Raw genomic sequence first — 18,922 nt, forward strand, 5'->3', positions numbered from 1 at the left:
AAAGAGGAAAACTGCTATAAAACTTAAAGAAAACCAACAAATTACAAACTATACATTAACCATGAAATGGAATGTTTTAACTGAACAAACGCAACTGATGTTTTTTTTAAAATATTTTGTGAACCACTTAAATTTTGATGTTAGTAATATTTAAGATTTGAAACTTTCAGGATTAAATTTTCATCTAAATTGAAAAGCAAAAATCATGTTCTTTTCACAGAAGCAACAGGATGCTTTTTCATTAGATTTACATTAATATTGTTACAGTTAAATTACCTAAATCAATAAATGGATTTAGTTTCAATTTAAAAAAAGCATAATGAAATACCTGTTTTTTTTACTATTCCCATTACTCTTAACTGTAAATGCTTATGCACAAAATAAGCCAAATGTTGTGTTTATTTTGGCCGATGATTTGGGGTGGAGTGATGTCACATTATACGGAAAAACTAAACTCTACGAAACGCCAAATTTAGAACGATTAGCGTCACGAGGTATGACCTACACCAATGCCTACTCTGCAAGCCCTTTGTGCTCTCCAACAAGGTCTAGTATCTTAACAGGACAAACACCTTTGCGTACAGGTATTACTGCGCCAACCGCACACCTAAAAAAAGTAGTGCTAAAGGCATCACTTGAAGAAAACCCAAATAGCGGGAATAAAGCAGTGAATTGTGTATCAGTATCCCGATTAGACAATAAACTACCCACTCTGGTAAAGCAATTTAAAAAAGCAGGCTATTCTACGGCACATTTTGGAAAATGGCATTTAGGGAGCGAACCCTATTCGCCTTTGCAACATGGCTTTGATGTTGACATCCCACATTGGCCCGGTCCTGGGCCTGCAGGAAGTTTTGTAGCGCCTTGGAAATACCCAAATTTTAAAGAAAAATATCCCAAAGAACACATAGAGGATAGAATGGCAGATGAAGCTGTTTCTTGGTTAAGACATGTAGATAAGTCTAAGCCGTTTTTTATGAATTATTGGCAATTTTCTGTGCATGCCCCTTTTGATGCAAAAGAAACTTTAAAAACATATTATAGTTCTAAAGTGGACCTTACAGACTTACAGCACTCTTCCACATACGCCGCTATGGTACATTCTTTGGATCAAGCTGTAGGAAGGTTGCTGGATGAGATTGACAGACTAGGCATTGCAAATAATACCATTATTGTTTTTACAAGTGATAACGGAGGAAACATGTACAACGGCATTACAGACGTATTGCCTTCTGGAGAAAAATATATTACTCCACCAACAAGTAATAGACCTCTGCGAGGTGGAAAAGCAACCATGTACGAAGGCGGTATTAGGGTGCCAACTATTATTTCTTGTCCGGGTGTAACAACGCCTAAAACTAAATCGGACCAAATAATCCAATCTACCGATTTTTATCCAACACTTTTGAATCTAGCAAATATACCTCTTCCCAAAGATCATATTATTGATGGTATGGATATAACACCTACCTTAAAAGGAAAAACCATTGAAAGAGACGGAATTATTACATTTTTTCCTCATCAACCAAAGGTGCCGGATTGGTTGCCAGCTTCAATTTCGGTTCGTTCTGGAGATTGGAAGTTAATTCGAATTTTTCATTTAGGTAAAGATTTTAAACATGCTTATCGACTCTACAACTTAAAATGGGATATTGGAGAACATAATGATCTCTCAAAATTATACCCTGAAAAAATAATAGAACTGGATAAAATAATTGAAAATAGTATAGCTGAATCTAATGCTGTAATACCTATCCCGAATACGACATTTGACTCTTCTAAATTCGCTCCTGAAACCATAGGTATACAATCCGGGGGGTATAAAGGTGTAAAAAGGGTAGAAGTCAATTAAATAACTTTTTACTTGTTCTGTTTCATAGTATATGTAGTGAATAAAATTCACAACTTCTTAACTATTATGAATAGTTGTACTAGTTGATTTCTACTCAAAAAGACTCCTATTCAATTTAACTTTTTGCTTATAAAGGCAGTCCGGATATATACATTTACCCCCTAAATTAAAAACATTTACCCCTGTAAAAGGCCCATTTATCCCCCTATCAAAAACATATCTCCTTAAAAAAAAAGCAAGAACATTATAATATTGTAGTATACGGTGTTTACTGGCATGTAACACGTTTACCAACTATTTACTAACACTCTTACTTTTTAAATTTTACTAAAATGGAAATAGCAGAACTTATTAAAATTGATGACTATTCAAGAGAGTCTAAATATGAGCAAATTGTTAAATCTATAATTCATAATATTTCCGTTGGAAATTTAGTTATGGATCAAAAAATTCCATCAATCAACAGTTTTAGTGAAAATTTATTTGTGTCTCGTGATACAGTTGAAAAAGCATACAACATTCTAAAAGAGCGCAATGTAATTTCTTCTATAAGAGGTAAAGGGTTTTATATAGCCAGAACAGAACTTATATCTAAGGTTAATATTTTGTTTTTAATTAATAAGCTAAGTGATTATAAAATGAAAATTTATAATGCCTTTGCAGATTCTATTGGAGAAAATGCACATGCAGACCTTCACATTTATAATGGAGATGAAACACTATTTTTAAATCTACTAGACAAGCACAAATTATCTTATGATTATTATGTGATTATGCCACACTTTAAAACGGAGAATTTGGAACACACTAGCATGACTCCAAAAGTATCTCATGCCTTAAAGAAGATACCAGAGAACAAACTTATTTTAATGGATAATGCGTTAGAATCAAATCAAAATCAAATTATAACAGTATATCAAGATTTCGAGAAGGATATTTATGGCGCATTATCAGAAGGATTGCACATATTAAGCAAATACCAAAAAATAATATTAGTTTATCCCCAAGAATCAATTTACCCCTATCCTAGAAGGATTTTTCATGGCTTTAGAAAATTTTGTGACACACATCAATTTGATTTTGAGGTCATAGATGAAGTATCTGATGACATGACCATCAATAAAGGAGATTTATTCATTATTATCGAAGAGTCGGAGTTAGTCACTTTTGTAGAACAAGCAAGAGAAAAAGAATTTAAACTTGGAGAAGATATTGGCGTTATTTCTTATAACGACACACCTCTTAAAAATCTTTTTGGAATTTCGGTTGTAACTACAGATTACAATGTTATGGGAGACATAGCTGCCAAAATGATTTTAAACAAGGAAAGAGGGAAGTATAAAGTACCTTTCAATTTTATTCAGAGAGCGTCTGCTTAAATAATAGTTTCAGACTTTTATTTAACTATAAATAAAACTTAATTATTTGGTTTAAATTAGGATTGTCTTCCACAAAATAATCTTAGTGTGCCATTAGTTGAGTTTTTTGTTTTTTAACAACTGATCATTGAGTTAATAGGATTGTCTTTAATTCTTAAATTGTTTCAATAATACAACTATGATTTTTTTTAAAGTTTTGGCTTCATACTTGCGATTTAAAGTTTTCAACTCATAAAGATCATTAGAGTCTAAAAATAGTCTAATAGTATTTGTGTTTTGAAGTTAATTTAGAAATGCTTTATACTTATATTTAACGAGGCTTTGTAAGTTATTTAGTAAATATGATTAAAACTATAAGAAAGTTTTATTTAGTTGGCTTTTTCTTAATAGTCTACACCTCCACGTTTTCGCAATGGCAATTACATCAAACTGGTGCAGATGAGGGTTTATCTCACAACAGGGTTACTAGTATTATTCAGGACAAGAACGGTTACTTATGGTTTGCTACTTTAAATGGGGTTAACAAGTACGATGGCTATTCCATGAAACATTACAATTATGGAGCAGGGGATAAGGGCTTAAGCAGTAGTGTTATATTTAAATTATTTGAAGATAAAGATGGTTTTATTTGGGTAGGCACAATATCTGGACTTAATAGAATAGATCCAGATACAGGAAAAATTGACACTTATTTTGAGGTAGGTGACATCCCCGATTTTACAGGTAGAAACAGGATATACCAGTCTGAATCTGGAATTTTCCTTATTAATTCTTTAGATGGTCTAAAGTTTTTTGAAATTGATGATCAAGGAAAACTAAAATATGAGTTCTTTTTGAATAAATATGGTGGGGTTAAATTGAATATTGAAAATATTAAGCCTTCTGCAAATGGTAAATTTTGGTTGTTAACACCTTCTAAAACTGTTAAGCTACATCAAATCGATATTATACGAGATGGGACAACTCCCAAGTTGTCTATTGAAGCTACAGATTATAGGGACTCATTGTTTGATAGTGAAAGCACCGTACTTGATATATTAGAATACCCAAAAAATATGTTTTGGGCTATAAATGAAGACCTTGAGTTGCTAAATATAAAATTAAACACCGATTTAAAAGTTGTTGAATCTAAAAAAATTGAACTTAAAGCGAGTGTGAACCCTAGTCAATTAAAAGAGCAACGCATCATTAATATGTCTGGAGATAAAGACGGAAGAATATGGATTGCTGGGAATAGGTTGCTTCTAAACTATAACGTCGAATCTGGGGAAATTAGAAATTTATCAAACGATAAACAATTAAAAAATGTTATTGATAATCAAGATTTTCAAAAAATTTTTATTGACAACTCCAATGTGTTGTGGTTGTGCGCTTTAACCAATGGTTTGTTTAAAATGGATTTAGAAAGTCATTCTTTTTACAATTCAACCGAATACTTGGATAATAAATATTCATCCCGGTTGTTTAAATCACAAATAGTTACAATCTGTGAAGATAAAAAGGGGAACTTTTGGTTTGGAACTGAAGATGGGATTATTACCGCACTAGATAAGGATGTATTTAAAAACAACCCATCCAATACAACGGGGTCGCCCATAATTTATTTAGATTCAGTTAAAGGCATAAAAACATATAAAGCTACAATGTTTCCTGAAGTAAAACGCTTAATAAGCGATAGTGAAGGGGCTATATGGGTAGGGGCTTTAAACGGTCTGTTTAAAATTCAGTACAACGAAATATCTGAAACTTATAATATCAAAGAAATTGATGATATAGAAGATGATTTTGGGAATATTATTGATAATCGTGTCTTTGCAATTAAAGAAGATAGACAAGGAAATATTTGGTTTGGCTCATGGGAAAAGGGTGTAATAAAAATGACTTTTAACAAGCAAACCAACTCTTATTATGCGGTTAATTATAATGCGTCCAGTAAAGATTCTACGAGTTTATCTAGTAACAACGTTAGAGATATTATAGAAGACGACCAAGGAGTTATATGGGTAGCTACGGTTAATGGTTTGAATAAATTAAATCGCTCCTCAACAGGTGAAGTAACTTTTGAAAAGTTTTATAATAATCCGGAAGATTCAAATTCTTTAAGTAGTAGCCATATAGTGGATATTCATCAAGCAAAAAATGGGGACCTTTATATTGGAACTTATGGAGGAGGGTTAAACCGTTTAACTTACTCTAATAAAGATGATTATAAATTCACTCATTATACGGTTGAAGATGGTTTGCCTAGCGATGTTGTTTCTCAATTAAAAGAGGATTTTAAGGGAAATATTTGGTCTATTCACACAAGGCAAATTTCTAAATTAAACCCTAGTACAGGGAAAATAATATATTTTGAAAAAGAAGATGGCTTTAATGTCGATCAGTTTGTGGATAATGCCATGGAATTTACGTCATCTGGAATGATGTTATGTGGCGGTGTGGGTGGATTTACTTTTTTTCATCCTAATAACTTAACTGTTAATACTCAAAAGCCACAGGTTACCCTCACAGATTTTAAATTATTTAATGAATCTATTGGGGTTAATGAAAAGATAGATGGTAAAATAATTTTAAATAAGGGGTTAAATGAAACTGAAAAAATCGTGTTACCATATGATTTAAATTCTTTTGAATTTGAGTTTTCAAGTATGCACTTTTCTAACCCTAAAAAAAACAGGTATAAGTTTGTTTTAGAAGGGTTTGAAGAGAAGTCCCATAGTACGACAGGTCAAGAGCGCAAATTTGCATCTTACACAAACGTGCCTCCTGGAGATTATGTTTTTAAAGTATACGGTTCTAATAGCTCATCGATTTGGAGTGATGTGCCCAAGGAAATAATGATAACAATTACACCACCTTGGTACCTAACAACTACTGCAATTGTATTTTTTATTTTCCTTTTAGCAGTCATTGGTTTTATCGTAAATAGAGTAAGATGGAATCAGATAAAACTAAAAAATCAAATAAAACTTGAGAGTGCTTTACATGAAAAGTCTGAAGAGATGAATCAAATGAAATTAAGATTTTTCACGAATATTTCTCATGAATTAAGAACACCACTAACACTTATAATAGGCCCTCTACAGCAAATTATGGAGGGAAGTAATGATGCCAAATATTTACAGCGTTTAAATGCTATAATGTATAAAAATTCAACACGACTGTTAAAGCTAATTAATCAATTATTAGACTTTAGAAGTGCAGAATCTGGCAATGTAAATTTAATAGTAGAGGAAGGCGATTTTGTAAGTTTTCTAACTGAAATTTATAATGCTTTTGAAGAAATTGCAATAGAAAGACAAGTGAACTTTAAGTTTAAATCTAATAAAAAATCAATTGAGGGTTGGTTTGATAATGACAAAATTGAAAAAGTGGTGTATAATTTACTATCGAATGCTTTTAAGTTTACACCTTCTGGTAAAAGCATTACGCTAAATGTAGATAAAAAAAATATTGACGGTAAAGATTGCGCTATTATAAAAGTTGTTGATGAAGGAGTTGGAATATCTAGCGAAGATTTATCTAGCGTTTTTGAAAGGTTTTATCAAGTTAAAAAAGAAAGCAACAGCATACAAACAGGCTCTGGTCTAGGCTTAGCATATACAAAGCGCTTGGTGAAAATCCATAAGGGCACCATTTCTATGGATAGCACTGTAAATAAAGGCACAACCTGTACAGTTTCAATTCCCATATCAAAGGATGAATATGAAGATGATTCTATGCTCGAAATTCGGCCCAAGCAATATGATTTTAGTTTTGTTAAAAATGAAGTTAAAGATTTTAAAAACGACTTAATAACGCCTCCAAAAGCCACAAAAAAAGTTAAATATACAAAGGACACTCCAACATTACTAATAGTTGAAGATAATGCAGATTTAAGAGAATATTTGTCTAATTACTTTGAAAACTATTACAAAGTAATAAATGCTAAAAACGGAAAAGAAGGATTGGATCTCGCCTTAAAAATGGGACCAGACATAATAATCTCAGATTTAATGATGCCCATAATGAATGGTGTTGAGATGTGTAAAACAATTAAGAATGATATAAACACAAGTCATATTCCAGTAATAATACTTACAGCAAAATTAGGGTTAGAAAATGAAAAAGAAGGTCTAGAGGCAGGTGCCGATGAATTCGTATTAAAACCTTTTAATATGGAGATTCTCCGACTTAGGGTTAACAATATTTTAAAAACCAAACAGCAATGGGCTGAAAAATTCAAGACAAAATCTACGCCCTCCAGTTGGAAAGAATTGTCCAGTAAACTAGATAAAAACTTCTTGAAAAAATCCTTTAAGTTTATTGATAAAAATATAGATAATTCAGATTATTCCGTAGAAAAATTTTCGTTAGACATTGGTATGAGTCGCTCTGCACTTCATAAAAAGATAAAGTCTATTACAGGACAATCCGCTTCAGAATTCATAAGAACTATTCGAATAAAACGGGCGGCAACACTAATGCTTTCTGGTCAATATTCCATTACGGAAGTTATTTTTATGGTAGGCTTTTCAGATGCAAAGTATTTTAGAACATGTTTTAAAAAGCAATTTGGACAAACACCAAGCGAGTACATTAAAGATTTTAAAGGAAAAAAAGAGGGCGAAAAATAATTAATTTAAGTTTTATCTTATGTCCTTTTTGGGCGTTACCCCGACCGAAAGCGTCGGGGTCGGGCCTGCCTGCCGGCAGGCAGGCTTTCCGCTATATCTTTTGCTTTCTGTCATTCCTGCGAAGGCAGGAATCCACCTTTAAATCAGTGATAATTTGTAAAATTTCCGCCAAACTTTAATAAAGCAAAAGGATGCCGCTACAATCCCTAACGCGGGCATGCTTGCTGGGGTTGGGTACAAATTTAAAAGTTGGGGTTTTCTGCTTGGGTTGTTGATTTTGGGGATTCGTTTAACGGCTCTGTATAAAGTTTGTTGCGTGTTTTTATGCTAAAAGTAAGCAAAATATTACCGATTAGAAAGTTCGCGAGAACTTTCGCAAATAAGCAGTTAGCTAGCAATAAAATTTATACTTTGTTGTAGCAAGTTTTTTTAATTTATTATCCTAGTGTTGTAAGATTTATTTTTTAATTATTTTATAAACCCATTTATTACCATAAGTACTTTCTTTAATGACAAAAAAGTAAATTCCGCTATTGAAAGAAGAAAGATTTAGGTTGTTTTCTGAAGTTGTTTTTTCAAAAATTAATTTACCATTTTGAGAAAATAATTTTATGTTATAGATTTCATTTTTCTGACTACTCCAATTAACAGAATTTACGAAAGGGTTAGGATATACTTGTAATTTATTTGAAGTATTATCATTTTTAATTTCTTCAATTCCTAAGGTTTCTGAATTATTTTTATAGACAGATATTAATCCATAAAATGAAGAATAGTTGTTAATAAATAAATCATCTTTACCATCATCATTATAATCATACAAAAGTAAATCACCTCTAGTAGAGGGGTCTGATTTTTCATTAATAGAGCTGTAAGAGTCTATTTGCACTTTGGTAAAACTTACGTAGTCCGGTGTTGTGTAATAAAAAATATTGTTCATATAAGAATTGTGATCATAGTTCCATGCATATATTTCATTAATACCATCGCCATCACCATCACTAAACTCTAGATCTTCAATGTTCAAATTTTCAATAATAATTGATTGAAAGTTATTTTGACTATCATTTTTGAAAAATAGTAATGGACTACCGCTATTTTGACCCCTGTTTATGTCATATAAAAAAAAATCTAAATCTCCATCTTGATCAAAATCCTTAATTTTTAAATGACTTCTACTATAATTTCCAGTAATTGTTGCTATCCTATTTCCAGAAAATTGTCCATTAGAATTCTCTAGAAAATACATTTCTTTGTTTTCAAAATAAGAATTCAACATTAATAAGTCAACTTCACCGTCATCATTAAAATCATCAAAAGCGAATGTAGATGTTGAAATATTATCAACACCAGTTATTACTATAGGTTGAATCGTACCAAAATCGACTCCACTGTTGTTTTTCGCCCAATAGAACCCACTATTTTCTGTGGAATCAAGACTATTGTATGCTAGAATTTCAAAAATATTATATATAATTAAATCTTTAAAACCATCACTGTCAATATCGGCAAAGGAAACATCAGTCACTAAAAGGTTATTTGGAAGGTTAATGGATTGAATAAATTCAAAACTATCATTTCCTAAATTTTTAAAAAGTTTAATATTATCTGTTAAACTTTCAAAATCAATTACATCTCCTATACCATCATTGTTAAAGTCAATTATATTATAATTTGGGTAAGAGGTGGTATTAGGACTAGCAGCTACACCAATTAAATTTTGCATTTCGCTCAATTCATTGTTAGCAGTTTTTTCAAAATAAGCTAATCCAGATTTACCCACGCAGATATCTTCTATACCATCACCATTCATATCAATAACAGAAAAATCATTTGGTAAAATAAACTGTTGAACACAAATAGTCTTGTCTAAAGGGTCATTAATATTATTATTAATTAGTATCATTTTATTTTGGTTAGAGCTTGTTGTATATGTGAAATCTAAATTATAATCGTTATTTAGGTCTAAAAATTTAAATTGATTTAGGCTAAGTGTATTTATTTCAAAATTAGCCAACACTGTCTCAGCCGTACTAAATACATTATTTTGTACGTTGAATTTATATATATTATGGTGGTTATCTGTAGTCAATAAAGCAACATAAATTGCATAAACTCCATTTTCTTTATTTTCAATATAAATTGAATTATGATTGTTGTAATTAGTGTTTAAGGGAATATTATCGACAACTATTATGTCATTCAACACTATATATTGGTCAGTATTTTTGTCAAAATCAAAATATTTTGCCCATACCGATCCATTTTTCAAGTATAATATATCTTTATAACCATTTCCATCTAAATCTATTACTCCGAACGATTCTAGCGAAGATGTAGCTTGTAGGGCAGTTGGTTGAATAAAGTCATCAGAATCTTCATCGAATAAATGAATTTTTAATTTATTATAATCCCATATATAGAAATCTAAATCACCGTCATTATCAAAATCCTCAATTTTATTTATATAATTAAATGTGCCTACTGGAATTAAAAATTTAGCCGGTTCTAACCCACCTAATTGATTGTTGCGTAGCAAGTAAGCATCTCTAGTATTGTTGATAAGAATTAAATCCATGAAACCGTCGCTATTGTAATCAATTTTTATGGGTTTAAGTGTATGCGAGTATGAACCATGAAAACTTTGAACGGTTTCCTCTTCACTAAATGTATCATTTTGTAAATTATATAAAACACCTATAGTGCTAAATTCCTGGTAAGTTATTAAATCGGGAAAACCGTCATTGTTTAAATCTAAAGAAATAATAGGGTTTTTTCGAGTATCTAGCAAAATCGATGGATTGGCATTAAAATTACCATTTTCATTCTTCTGAAGTAAAACATTTCTTGAATTAGGAGCACCATGTTTTATTATATCCAAATCATTATCATTATCGAAATCGTCATAAATAATATTGACACTTAAATAGTTATAATCATAAAGATTAATCTTATCTTCAAAACTAATTTGCCCAAAGATTGTGTTGAAAACAAACAGCATTGAATTAAAAAGTAGTATTTTTTTCATTTCTTGAAATGGAATTTTATATTAATATTTATAATTCGTTATGGTCGAATTTTTGTAACGATACTCTTGAAATTTGCTACAATACCAAGATAAGCTTGCGTTTTAATGAAGTTTACCGAATGTTAAACGAAGTTCGTTATTTTTTCTGACAAAGTCAAGCTTTTTTAAATCAAAACCAAGCGTTAATTTTGTAGAAATTTCAACATTTCAAATTACATTTGAGGTTTAAGCCAGTAACAAATTTGACCCACTTTCAAAATACATTACAAAATCCCGTTTGGCATTCCCTAAACGAGACGCATCAAAAGTTTGCCGTTTCATACGATGAGGTCGCATTTTATGACCCGGAGATTTGTCCCTTCGGCGGATTTACGGATGCCACCAAAACCGCAGAAGCATTGACGGCCTATTCCAAATTGACAGATAGCTTTTTCCTGGTTTCTGAAAAAGACGTTCCGTCCTATGATGAAACTTTTGTGGTGCTAAACCAAAAAATGGAAGGTTGCCAAATGGTTTTAAAAGAGTTGATTGAGGTGGAAATGACCGAAACTATTGTGCCATTAACAGAGGCACATATTGAAGATATTTATGGTTTAATCTGGTTGGTGATGCCCGGATACTACAAAAAACGTACCTTTGATATGGGGGAGTACTATGGCATTTTTAAAAATGACAAATTGGTGGCCACCAGTGGCCAGCGCATGCAAACGGATGATTTTATAGAAGTCAGCGGTGTCGTTACCCATCCTGATTATACCCGACGTGGTTTTGCAAAACAGCTCACGGTGCATGCCACCAAGGAAATTTTAAAAACGGGCAAGCATCCCATTTTGCATACCACCAAAGGCAATCCTGCCATTGGCTTATACGAAAGCTTGGGTTTTGAATTGACCCAGGAGATGAATTGGTGGTATTTTAATAGGAAGTAAATCGATTAAGGCTATTTTCAAAGAACCGTGTCAGTTCGAGTGATTTCGAAGCATGAGAAATCGTATCGAGAACCACATTATGCAAGAAATCAATGTTCTCGATATAAATTTCACTCATTCCAATCGTGAAATTCACTCGAACTGACATTGAATTATTGATTTATAATACTTTCCAAATGTTGCTTCGCCTCCTCAAAATGCCCCTCCAATTTCGGAATAGGATTATCCCCATAGCCTCGCTTTAAGCGTTGTGTGGATACACTTAGCAATCTTAAAAGCTTATTTGCAGATGCTTTGGCCGCTTCTTTATCTGTGCTCCCAACCGAATTAAACCAAACCGGACTGCTTTCAGCAAAAGGGTAGCTATCCATCAAGGGCCAATCCACTACGCCACCCGAAACCCGAGCCGTTACCCAACCGCCTTTTGGCACATCAATACTCCCTTTATATGTTTTTGATCCTGCCTTGGTATTCCCTTTTTTGGACCAAACTATTGCACCGTTCACAAAAATTTCAACCAGATCAAAAGGCGTAGGGGAATGCACATCCAGAGTCCATTTTATTGTTTTGCTTTTGGTGTTGATGACCTCGCCAACTTCTTTGCCGTCTACCTCGAATAGGATTTGTGGACCATTCGTCACAAAACTGCGTCCATTTTTTAGAGCTTCCAAATAACTGGGAATGGAGAGATCCCCATCAGGTTTTACATAAACCCGAGTGACCCCAATGGCCATCGTTCGGTACAAGTCGTTCATTACATCACTGCCCCCGGAAATAGCCAAAGGTTGCCCGATATTCAAAATTTCGTGCCACAAATTAGCGGTTCCAATTTCATCACTCCATAAACAGCCCACCTCTATCAAATCGCTTTTCCCTAAAACGCAATCGGCAATCAGTTCAATGGGGATACGCCTTGCACCATTTTCGGTAAATGGGTCGCGTACACTTACCGGGTGGACGTAGCCCCCCAAGGCATTTTGGTTTCGGGCAAATTCCAACGGTTCGGCGTTTAAGCGGTCGTCCCGCCCGTACACATCATAATAGGGCCCCCAAACCCACGGCCAGTAAATATCTTTTGTTCCAAGGAGACCCAAATGCCCCAGGAAATGGGAGCGAACTTCTTGCCCAAATTGAATTAAAGGTGGTTCGGTACGTTTCCAATCCCAAATGGATGGTTGCAAAAAGCGGTTGCCCAAATTGGCCAATAGCGGAAAAGCCACATCCATGTTTTCGGCCTTTAAGTCCAAAACGATGTCCTCGGGATCGAGTTGGTTCGTGCCTCCATAATTCAAATGAAAATGATTGTCGCCAGAATACCAGCCATTGGCTTGGGCATTCCAAATGGTTTTCAAATTGATTTCTGCGGATTGTGAATCAGTGCCCACCGTACTTTTGATAACTGTTTTTTCAGTGGATAATCCGTGGACAGCTGTTATGGTGAGTTCGCCATGAGGTGCTTGTAATTCAATTTCGCCATCGGAATAAAAGAAAACCATGCCGTTTTGCCCTTCGGAATGAATAATCCCCGTATTGGGCACCACGGGATGCCCATTGGCATCCACAACACTCATGCGGACGGGTGTGATTTTGCCATCCACTTTACTAGTGATTTTAAGGGTTCCTGTTGGGGCATTCCATTCCCAAGACTTGATTTCCAACAACTCTGGCTTGCCACCGCTCACTCGAATGCGCTTTATTTCAGAAAGCTCGTTTGTATTGGTTTCGGAATAATAAATCCATTGATTGTCGCTACTAAACTTTGGGTTTAACGGTAGTGTGTTGCTTTTTGTCAACAATAAATTGCTTTCGGGGTATTTGATATCCAATAGGCGAAGCTCGTAATCATCATCCTGTGGCCAGGTGTATGCCAAAGTTCGTTGGTCGGAACTCAATGAAAATGAGGCTTGCGACATAAAATTTTCTTCAGCCAAAGCCAAGGATTCATCATTGTCCAAACTATACACTTCGATAGAATCATAAGAAAACCCGGTTTTCTTCAGATAAATCATATATTTTGAATTCAGCGGAATGGGCAAACGCTCGAGACTTTTGGCCTTTGTGAGAACCGTTTTGGTTTTGGTAGCCAAATCCAATTGCCAAATATCCAATGAGCCATTTTCCGCGGAAGCGAAATAAACCGAAGCACCGTCAGGTGAAAAAATCGGATCTAAATCCAAAGCTTTGGTATCTATCAAGAGGAATTCTTTGTTTTGAGCCATATCCAACAACATGATTTTGGTATCCAATCCTGTATCACGAACAAATACAATGTGTTTCCCATCTGGCGACCAATTGGGCTTAAAATCCATGGCTCCAGTGGAGGTAATTCTGCGTGCCGATTGCGTATTCAAATCCATCAGCCACAACCAGCCTTTTGCCGAAAACACCACTTCGTTCCCCGATGGAGATGGTGCGGGACCCGTTGCCCCCGAATTCATCACGGGCAATTCATAACCCTCCAAATACACATGGTGTCCAAAGCCATCTACCTGGGGGTAACGGTTGGTCCATTGGGCGGTTATATATTGTGAGCTTAATAAAAAAAGGATGAGATAAAAGGAGGGATACTTCATAATTAGTTGCGAAAGTTACTATTACTGCTTACTAAGGTAAGACAATTTTTGTTGTGTATTTGTATGGTTATTTCCCTGATTTAGAAACTATATGGGTACCAATCAATGGATATCTTTGTAAGTATAAAAAAGGAACAATTTCATATTGAAAAAAATGAAAAACGTTTTTTGCACCTTAGTTTTTATCCCCATTTTTTTATCTGCACAAATCAACGAAAGTGATACGCTTAGTTTAAAAGCGAACCTAGCAATTACTGGTTTTTGGCAAGGGGGTAATGTAGAAACCTTAATTTTCAGGACAAACTCTGAAGTTAGTTTTAAACCTTGGAAAAACTGGATTTTTAAAACTAGGAATTCCTATGTGTATCAAGAGTTTGGAAAGGAAAAGGCAGATGAAGATATTTTGAGTCTTAACTTTCTGTACATTAATCCAGAACGTAAATTTTACCCTTTGTTTTTAGGTTTTTTGAGCACTAATTTTAGGCGGGAAATCGATTTGCGGTATCTCTATGGTGCAGGGGTAACCTATCAAGCTTGGAGCCAAAATGGAAATTGGCTCAAATTTTCGATTTCAAGTGAATTTGAACGTACGGATTTTTCCAAAACAGACTTTAATCGCAATAATTATGACGGTTTGCAATCCATCAGTACGTTACGGGGAACGTTTTGGGTAAACGGGAAATACCTCTTATTTAAAAAGAAGGTGATCTTAAATCATGTCAGTTATTTTCAACCTTCGCTGGAGGAAGGTGATAATTTTCGTTGGCAGGCCGATATTGGACTGGAATTACCAATTTGGGATTTTTTAAACTTTAAGGTGAATTATTTGCATACTTATGAAAGTATCGTTGTTGAAGGTCAGCAGAAAGAAGATCGATTTTTGACGTTTGGGTTTACGCTGAAGACTTTAAAAAAAATAGAAAAAAAAAGAGACCAATTCCATTAACTGATCCCTTCTTCCTTAAATATAATACTTCATTATTCCCCCAAAAACGGATAGCGATAATCCGTAGGGGTTACAAATGTTTCCTTTATTAACCTTGGCGAAACCCATCGCAATAGATTTTGTGCACTTCCTGCTTTGTCATTGGTTCCTGAGGCCCTTGCGCCTCCAAAAGGTTGTTGGCCTACGACTGCCCCAGTAGGTTTATCGTTGATATAGAAATTGCCTGCACTGTTTTGGAGGGCCTCGGTAGCCTCGGTTATAGCATATCTGTCGGTAGACAAAATAGCCCCAGTAAGTGCATATTCACTGGTTTCATCAACCAATTTTAAAGTTTCCGAATAGGTATCGTCCTCGTATACATAAATGGTAATCACAGGTCCAAACAGTTCAGTACACATTGTGGTGTATTTGGGATTTGAAGTCACCAATACGGTAGGTTCGATAAAAAAGCCTTTGCTTTTGTCGTAGCCTCCGCCAATCAAAACATCAACATCACTGTCTTTTTTGGCTTGGTCAATATACTTAGCCAATTTGTCAAATGAGCCCTCGTGAATCACGGCTGTAATAAAATTGGCCATATCTTCTGGAGATCCCATTTTAAAGGATTTTACGTCCTCAACAACAAAACCTTTAACTTCATTCCATATACCCTTTGGAATATAAGCTCTGGAAGCGGCACTACATTTTTGCCCTTGGAATTCAAAGGCGCCTCGCGAAATGGCTGTAGCAACTTGTTTCGGGTTTGCCGATTTATGGGCGATAATAAAATCCTTCCCTCCAGTTTCCCCAACAATTCTTGGATAGGTTTTATAGTTGTGAATATTATTCCCGATTTGTTTCCAAAGTTCCTTGAAAATAAAGGTAGAACCTGTAAAGTGCAACCCTGAAAAATCAGGACTTGCCAATATGGTATTCGTAATCATCACAGGATCTCCAAATACAACATTGATGACTCCCGGAGGCACTCCAGCTTCCTCAAACACATCCATAATCACTTTTGCAGAATAGACTTGACTATCGCTTGGTTTCCAAACCACCACATTGCCCATTAAAGCCATGCAAGCTGGCAGGTTTCCGGCTATAGCCGTAAAGTTGAATGGTGTAACGGCATAAGTAAACCCTTCCAGTGGACGATATTCCACACGGTTCCAAGCATCATTGGTGCTTTCGGGTTGCTCGGCGTAGATGTCCGTCATAAATTGCACATTGAAACGCAAAAAATCCACAAGCTCGCAAGCCGCATCAATCTCCGCTTGATGGATGGTTTTGGATTGCGCAATCATTGTGGCCGCATTTATTTTAGCCCGGTATGGGCCAGCAACCAATTCCGCGACTTTCAAAAAGATACCCGCTCTCTGTTCCCATGGTATTTGACTCCACGATTTTCTAGCCTCCAACGCTGTGGAAATAGCCTCATCAATATGTTTTTGCTCAGCTAGGTGATACGTGCCAACACTATGTTGGTGATCGTGAGGAGGGGACATGGTTCTGGTGTTTCCGGTTGAAACGTATTTACCATTAATGTAAAGCGGTACATCAATTTGACTGTTAAACATGGTTTTGTAGGTCTCTAAAACAGCCTTGCGTTCTGGAGTTTCAGGAGCGTAGGATTTAACAGGTTCGTTAACTGCAATTGGTACATTAAAAAAGCCTTTTCCCATGATTAATTCGTTTTCGTTAAAAAATTTTCAATGAATTGGGTGCAAATTTACGAATTATTAAATTACAATTTACTGCTCAAATACCTTAAAATGACGTTAAATTTTATTAATAGCTCTGTTTTTTGGTTATGAATTTATGTCCACTTCATGAATATAGTTTTTGTTTATTTTTTTGTAAGTTGCTCCAAAGTAAATAGACTACAGATTTCATGTGTACTGTTACGATAGTCCCAAAAGGGAAAACCGATTTTATTTTAACATCCAACAGGGATGAAGCCCCAGAACGGGTATCACTAGCTCCAGATTTTTATACTGAAAATGGCACCGAAATGTTGTTTCCGAAGGATGAACTTTCAGGAGGAACTTGGATTGGGATAAGCGAAAAAAAACGTGTGGTTTGTGTATTGAATGGTGCATTTGAGTTTCACCAGCGCAAATCAAAATACCGAAAGAGTAGGGGCATTGTAGCCAAGGATTTTATGGTTGCAGATCATATTGTTGACACCATGGGGAGCTATGATTATGATGATATTGAGCCTTTTACGATTATAATTTCAGACTGGAATCACGGAGTGAAATTTTATGAATTGGTTTGGGATGGTGCTACAAAACATATCAAGGAATTGCCTTTTAAGGCGCACATTTGGTCGTCTTCTACATTATATAATGGAGTGATGAGAACTGAACGTCAAAACTGGTTTAAAGATTTTAAAGCGCATCATATTCTTGATGCTAACTCAGTGATGACATTTCATAAAACCTCAGGGAAAGGTAATTTGGATTACGGGGTGATTATGGATCGCGGTTTTGTAAAAACCACTAGTATCACCCAAATTGAAAAGACGAGCGGTTCAGTAGAAGTGCGTTACGCAAATCTTCTCAAGGACATCAGTACTTCCAAAACCTTTAAATTTCCTCAACCGGTCAATGGCTAATACGGGAATAATCATCACCATGGCCTATCCCGAAACCATTGTTATGGTGGCTGACGAATGGTATTCACCTTTTTTAAGATATTTGGGAATTGGTAAAAAAAACTACCTGCGCGCGGGGCATGCCGCATTGGTCTTGATTAATAAAGCCACGGGCGAATTGGAATACCATGATTTCGGACGATATATCACACCAGAGCCCACAGGTCGCGTTAGGGGAAAGGATACGGATAATGAGTTAGATTTTCCATTGGTCGCCAATATAGAAAATGATACCATCACTAATCTCAATGAGATTTTAGAATTTTTGGGAACTCACCCAAAGTTAACCCATGGCGATGGAAAATTAGTGGCTTCTATATGCAATGCCGTGAATTATCAAAAGGCTCGGGAGCATATCACTAAAATGCAAAGCAAGCATTTTATCCGCTATGCTGCGTTTATCAAAGAGGCCTGCAATTGTGCACGCTTTGTGACAGATAGTTTGATTGCTTCGGTAACGGATGTCAAGATTAAAAAGGCTTTGGTCAAGTCGAAATGGTTTACGCCGAGTACGGTGGGGAATGTGGTTTTGGCCGATACTGAAAATTATGTTTATGAAGTATCCGAAACTGGTAAAATTTTGGAATTTCAGGGTTCTCAAAAAAGTGAAAACGTTCGGAATTTTTTGGATAAACTGAAAGACCACCAAGTGAATTTTGTTGGCACTTTGGAACCAAAACACAATAATGAAAAATCGGAACATGCCCAGTGGTTATCCGGCATTGCTGCCGGTGCTTGGTTCGAGCTGCGCAAAAATGGAAGTGCCACCGATTTTGGTTTCCGCCGTATTTCACCTTATGGAAATATTGATTGCGATGCCGTTTTTAGAGTTCAGGAAACGGGTTTTGACTACGATGCCCCTTATGAATTTGTACACTATTCCAACTGCAAGTTTTTTAATGTGAAGCAGGGGGAGAGGGTGTTTCGGTTCGAGCGGGTAGTCTAATGGTGGCCGTCATTCTGA

Annotated in this window: 10 protein-coding genes; 7 read left to right on the top strand and 3 right to left on the bottom strand. The window is 35.2% G+C overall.

The annotated features are described in order from the left end of the window. Positions 1 to 319 precede the first annotated feature (319 nt). From H7U19_RS02625 to H7U19_RS02635, 3 genes are all read left to right on the top strand, one after another. Positions 320 to 1,852 carry a sulfatase gene (locus H7U19_RS02625; protein ID WP_186558321.1) on the top strand — a complete coding sequence of 511 codons (1,533 nt, stop codon included), beginning with the start codon at positions 320 to 322 and terminating at the stop codon, positions 1,850 to 1,852. A 332-nt stretch (positions 1,853 to 2,184) separates the two neighbouring features. Beyond that, entirely contained in the window at positions 2,185 to 3,231 is a 1,047-nt protein-coding gene (locus tag H7U19_RS02630) for a GntR family transcriptional regulator (protein ID WP_186558323.1), read from the top strand. A 341-nt stretch (positions 3,232 to 3,572) separates the two neighbouring features. Next, positions 3,573 to 7,847, top strand: coding sequence for a hybrid sensor histidine kinase/response regulator transcription factor (locus H7U19_RS02635; protein WP_186558325.1), 4,275 nt, complete (start codon positions 3,573 to 3,575; stop codon positions 7,845 to 7,847). 457 nt (positions 7,848 to 8,304) lie between these two features. Here H7U19_RS02635 and H7U19_RS02640 read toward each other — a convergent pair whose 3' ends face one another. After that, positions 8,305 to 10,875 carry a T9SS type A sorting domain-containing protein gene (locus H7U19_RS02640; protein WP_186558327.1) on the bottom strand — a complete coding sequence of 857 codons (2,571 nt, stop codon included), beginning with the start codon at positions 10,873 to 10,875 and terminating at the stop codon, positions 8,305 to 8,307. Between the two features lie 242 nt (positions 10,876 to 11,117). On the opposite strand from H7U19_RS02640, the gene H7U19_RS02645 reads away from it, so the two are divergent. After that, positions 11,118 to 11,804: a GNAT family N-acetyltransferase gene (locus tag H7U19_RS02645; RefSeq protein ID WP_186558329.1), complete on the top strand. Its 687-nt coding sequence runs from the start codon at positions 11,118 to 11,120 to the stop codon at positions 11,802 to 11,804. A 152-nt stretch (positions 11,805 to 11,956) separates the two neighbouring features. On the opposite strand, the gene H7U19_RS02650 is transcribed toward H7U19_RS02645, so the two are convergent. Next, positions 11,957 to 14,377 (bottom strand): CehA/McbA family metallohydrolase, encoded by a 2,421-nt coding sequence (locus H7U19_RS02650; protein ID WP_186558337.1) that lies wholly within the window; start codon positions 14,375 to 14,377, stop codon positions 11,957 to 11,959. A 154-nt stretch (positions 14,378 to 14,531) separates the two neighbouring features. Here H7U19_RS02650 and H7U19_RS02655 point away from each other — a divergent pair, with 154 nt between their 5' ends. Continuing rightward, positions 14,532 to 15,323 carry a DUF481 domain-containing protein gene (locus H7U19_RS02655; RefSeq protein WP_186558339.1) on the top strand — a complete coding sequence of 264 codons (792 nt, stop codon included), beginning with the start codon at positions 14,532 to 14,534 and terminating at the stop codon, positions 15,321 to 15,323. A 32-nt stretch (positions 15,324 to 15,355) separates the two neighbouring features. Here H7U19_RS02655 and pruA read toward each other — a convergent pair whose 3' ends face one another. Further along, positions 15,356 to 16,984: an L-glutamate gamma-semialdehyde dehydrogenase gene (gene pruA / locus H7U19_RS02660; protein ID WP_186558341.1), complete on the bottom strand. Its 1,629-nt coding sequence runs from the start codon at positions 16,982 to 16,984 to the stop codon at positions 15,356 to 15,358. A 209-nt stretch (positions 16,985 to 17,193) separates the two neighbouring features. Here pruA and H7U19_RS02665 point away from each other — a divergent pair, with 209 nt between their 5' ends. After that, positions 17,194 to 17,919: an NRDE family protein gene (locus H7U19_RS02665; protein WP_186558350.1), complete on the top strand. Its 726-nt coding sequence runs from the start codon at positions 17,194 to 17,196 to the stop codon at positions 17,917 to 17,919. Beyond that, positions 17,912 to 18,904 carry a DUF6695 family protein gene (locus H7U19_RS02670; protein WP_186558352.1) on the top strand — a complete coding sequence of 331 codons (993 nt, stop codon included), beginning with the start codon at positions 17,912 to 17,914 and terminating at the stop codon, positions 18,902 to 18,904. The genes H7U19_RS02665 and H7U19_RS02670 overlap by 8 nt, the downstream gene beginning before the upstream one ends. Positions 18,905 to 18,922: the final 18 nt, after the last annotated feature.

Origin of the sequence: Hyunsoonleella aquatilis (assembly GCF_014270105.1) — a bacterium.
GTDB lineage: Bacteria > Bacteroidota > Bacteroidia > Flavobacteriales > Flavobacteriaceae > Jejuia > Jejuia aquatilis.

What these genes read in the sequence shown, in the direction of transcription:
- H7U19_RS02625 (WP_186558321.1), top strand. Translation starts at nt 320, where the DNA reads ATGAAATACCTGTTTTTTTTACTATTCCCATTACTCTTAACTGTAAAT.
- H7U19_RS02630 (WP_186558323.1), top strand. Translation starts at nt 2,185, where the DNA reads ATGGAAATAGCAGAACTTATTAAAATTGATGACTATTCAAGAGAGTCT.
- H7U19_RS02635 (WP_186558325.1), top strand. Translation starts at nt 3,573, where the DNA reads ATGATTAAAACTATAAGAAAGTTTTATTTAGTTGGCTTTTTCTTAATA.
- H7U19_RS02640 (WP_186558327.1), bottom strand. Translation starts at nt 10,875, where the DNA reads ATGAAAAAAATACTACTTTTTAATTCAATGCTGTTTGTTTTCAACACA.
- H7U19_RS02650 (WP_186558337.1), bottom strand. Translation starts at nt 14,377, where the DNA reads ATGAAGTATCCCTCCTTTTATCTCATCCTTTTTTTATTAAGCTCACAA.
- H7U19_RS02655 (WP_186558339.1), top strand. Translation starts at nt 14,532, where the DNA reads ATGAAAAACGTTTTTTGCACCTTAGTTTTTATCCCCATTTTTTTATCT.
- pruA (WP_186558341.1), bottom strand. Translation starts at nt 16,984, where the DNA reads ATGGGAAAAGGCTTTTTTAATGTACCAATTGCAGTTAACGAACCTGTT.
- H7U19_RS02665 (WP_186558350.1), top strand. Translation starts at nt 17,194, where the DNA reads ATGTGTACTGTTACGATAGTCCCAAAAGGGAAAACCGATTTTATTTTA.
- H7U19_RS02670 (WP_186558352.1), top strand. Translation starts at nt 17,912, where the DNA reads ATGGCTAATACGGGAATAATCATCACCATGGCCTATCCCGAAACCATT.